Genomic DNA, 3462 nt, shown 5'->3' with positions numbered 1-3462 from the left:
TTCCCCCCGCGCAGACAGGCCTCCGCTTCCAGGAGTGTCACGACTCCAGGAGTGTCACGACCGGTCGAACTCCTGCGCCGCCAGCGCGCGCACGATCCCGGCGCGCCCCTCCGACACCAGGCGCCGCAGCGCGGGCGGGCGCTCCTGCGCCAGCCACTCGTCCGAGGCCGCCACCGTCTCCGGCGTGATCGACCACGACGGGTACAGCCCCACGACCACGGACTGCGCCCGCTCGCTGGACCGCCGCTCCCACACGTCCGCCACGTCCCGGAAGTACCGGGCCGCGTACGGCGCCAGCAGCTCCTTCTGCGCCGGGTGCTGGATGCCGAACACGATCGCCTCGCTCACCGCGTTCGGCAGCGCGTCGTCGTTCACCGCCCGGTCCCAGGCCTCGTCCTTCGCCTCCACCGTCGGCCGCATCGCGCGCGCCGACTGCGCCCGCCGGTGCCCGGTCGAGGTGGGGTCGCGCTCCTCCTCGGCCGCGATCTCCTCGGCCCCGGCCGCGCCGTGCGCCACCAGCGCCTGGAGCAGCCGCCACCGCAGGTCGGTGTCCACGTCGAGCCCGGCCAGCGGCGCGGAGCCGTCCAGCCAGCCCTTCAGCACCGCCAGGGCCTCCTCGCCCAGCACCGACCCGGTGAGCGCGTTGACGAACGCCAGCTGGTGGTCCGAACCCGGCTCCGCGGTCCGCGCCAGGTCCAGGGTGGTGGCGGTGAACCGCGACCAGCCCTCCGCGCGCCACGACGCGTCCGCGTAGGACGACAGCGCGGTCTGCGCCTGGAGCAGCAGCCGCTGCACCACGCCCACCTCGGACTCCGAGCCCAGCCCGCCCAGCACCAGGTTCACGAAGTCGCGGGCCTTCAGCTCGGCCTCGCGGGTCATCTCCCACGCGGCCGACCAGCACAGGGTGCGCGGCAGCGGCTCGGCGATGTCGGAGATCCGGTCGACCAGCGTCGCCAGCGAGTCCGGGTCCAGCCGCATCGTGCAGTAGGTGAGGTCGTCGTCGTTGACCAGCACCAGCTTGCCCCGGTGCACGCCGACCAGCTCGGGCACGTCCGTGCTCTCGCCGGACACGTCCAGCTCGACCCGGTGCTTGCGCACCAGCTTGCCGCCCTCCTCGTCGTACACGCCGACGGCCAGCCGGTGCGTGCGCAGCTCGCCCGCGCCCGGCCGGGCCCCGCCCTGCACGACGGCGAACTCGGTGAACCGGCCCTCGGCGTCCACGGAGTACTTGGGGCGCAGCAGGTTCAGGCCGGTGGTCTCCAGCCACTGCGCGCTCCACCAGGACAGGTCGCGGCCGGAGGCCTCCTCCAGCGCGCCCAGCAGGTCGGCCAGCGTGGCGTTGCCCCACGAGTGCTTGGCGAAGTAGACCCGCAGGCCCGCCAGGAAGTTCTCCAGGCCCACGTACGCCACCAGCTGCTTGAGCACCGAGGCGCCCTTGGCGTAGGTGATGCCGTCGAAGTTGACCTCGACCGCCTGCACGTCCGGGATGTCCGCGGCCACCGGGTGCGTGGACGGGAGCTGGTCCTGCCGGTACGCCCAGGACTTCTCGATCTTCGCGAACGTGGTCCAGGCGTGCTTGTACTCGGTCGCGCCCGCCTGCGCCAGCACCGACGCCCAGGTGGCGAACGACTCGTTCAGCCACAGGTCGTCCCACCAGCGCATGGTGACCAGGTCGCCGAACCACATGTGCGCCATCTCGTGCAGCACGGTCTCGGCGCGGCGCTCGTACAGGTAGCGCGTCACCCGGCTGCGGAAGACGTAGTCCTCCAGGAAGGTGACGCAGCCCGCGTTCTCCATCGCGCCCGCGTTGAACTCCGGCACGAAGCACTGGTCGTACTTCCCGAACGGGTACTTCACGCCGAACGCCTCGTGGAAGAACCCGAAGCCCTGCTTGGTCTCGGTGAACAGCCGCTCGTGGTCCATGTGCGCGGCCAGCGAGGCGCGGCAGTAGATGCCGAGCGGGATCGTGGTCTCGCCGTCGGTGAACTCGTCGCGCCACTCGGCGTACGGTCCGGCGACCATCGCCACCAGGTAGGTGGACATGGGCTTCGTGGTCCCGAAGACGTGCCTCGCGGCCCCGCCCTCGCCCTCCGAGGTGGACTCGATCGCCGCGTTCGACACCACCTTCCAGTGCGCGGGCGCCTGCACGGTGATGTCGTAGACGGCCTTGAGGTCCGGCTGGTCGAAGCAGGTGAACATGCGCTTCGCGTCGGCCGTCTCGAACTGCGAGTACAGGTAGACCTCGCCGTCGACGGGGTCGACGAACCGGTGCAGGCCCTCGCCGGTGTTCATGTACCGGCAGTCGGCCTCGACCAGGAGCTCGTTGGTCTCGGCGAGGTCGGGCAGCGCGATGCCGTCCTCCTCGCGGTAGCCGGAGACGTCGAGCTCGACCCCGTTGAGCACCGCGCGGCGCACCGAGGCGGCCACGAGGTCGATGCGGGTGGAGGCGCCCGCCTCGCGGCTGCGGAAGGTCACCGCCGTGGTCGAGCGGAACGTCTCCGAACCCGGCTTGCCGCCTCCGTCGGTCAGGTCCAGCTCGATCCGGTAGGAGTCCACTTCCAGCAGTCCGGCGCGCTGCTGCGCCTCGTCGCGGGTGAGGTTGGGTGCCGCCACTGGTCACCTCGTCTGTCGTCGCGCGGAGCGCCGACCTCGTCGGTACGGGGAATGGTGTCGTGTTGGTGAACACGGCCTCCGCATCCAATCACGCGCGGGCGGATCAGGTGGACTCCATCGCCGGGAAGAGGACGGACGGCCGGGTGGTTGTCTGTTGACGGGGACCGCAGTCGGGCACCCCGTCACGACCGCACCGGCAGTGAGGACAGCAGCATGTCGTCAGCAGGCAGCACCAAGGTCGACTTCTACTTCGACCCGCTCTGCCCGTTCGCGTGGATCACCTCCCGCTGGATCCTGGAGGTGGAGAAGCACCGGGACCTCGACCCGCAGTACCGCGAGATGATGGACAAGGGCTGGGGCCCGGTCCGCGTCGCGATCGCGGCGGAGAAGGCCCACGGCAACGCGGTGCTGCGCGACCTGTACACCGCGCTGGGCACCCGCATCCACAACGAGGGCAACAAGGACTGGGACGAGGTCATCAAGCTCGCCCTGGAGGAGGTCGGGCTGCCCGCCGAGCTGGCCGCCGCCGCCACCTCCACCGAGCACGACGAGGAGCTCAGGGCCAGCCACCACCGGGGCATGGACCCGGTGGGCATGGACGTCGGCACGCCCACCATCCACATCGACGGGGTGGCGTTCTTCGGGCCCGTGCTCACGAAGATCCCGCGCGGCGAGGACGCGGTGAAGGTCTTCGACGGCGCCCGGCTGCTCGCGGGCTTCCCGGAGTTCTTCGAGCTCAAGCGCACCCGCACCGGGTCGCTCGACTTCTCCTGACGACGACCCGCCTCCGGGGGCGCGAGCCCGCGCCCCCGGAGACGGGGACTCACCTTTCAGGGTGAAAAGTTAAGC

General features: G+C 71.1%; 2 protein-coding genes. One reads left to right on the top strand and one right to left on the bottom strand.

The window, feature by feature from the left end:
• Window positions 1-54: 54 nt before the first annotated feature.
• Window positions 55-2613: an aminopeptidase N gene (gene pepN / locus ACTUAL_RS27880; protein ID WP_096491820.1), complete on the bottom strand. Its 2559-nt coding sequence runs from the start codon at window positions 2611-2613 to the stop codon at window positions 55-57.
• A gap of 213 nt (window positions 2614-2826) precedes the next feature.
• Here pepN and ACTUAL_RS27875 point away from each other — a divergent pair, with 213 nt between their 5' ends.
• Window positions 2827-3387, top strand: coding sequence for a mycothiol-dependent nitroreductase Rv2466c family protein (locus ACTUAL_RS27875; RefSeq protein WP_440902320.1), 561 nt, complete (start codon window positions 2827-2829; stop codon window positions 3385-3387).
• The last annotated feature ends 75 nt before the right edge of the window (window positions 3388-3462 follow it).

The organism is Actinosynnema sp. (genome assembly GCF_052038725.1).
The sequence above is the reverse complement of the archived record's forward strand: the minus strand, read 5'-3'. Positions and strand labels throughout refer to the sequence as shown.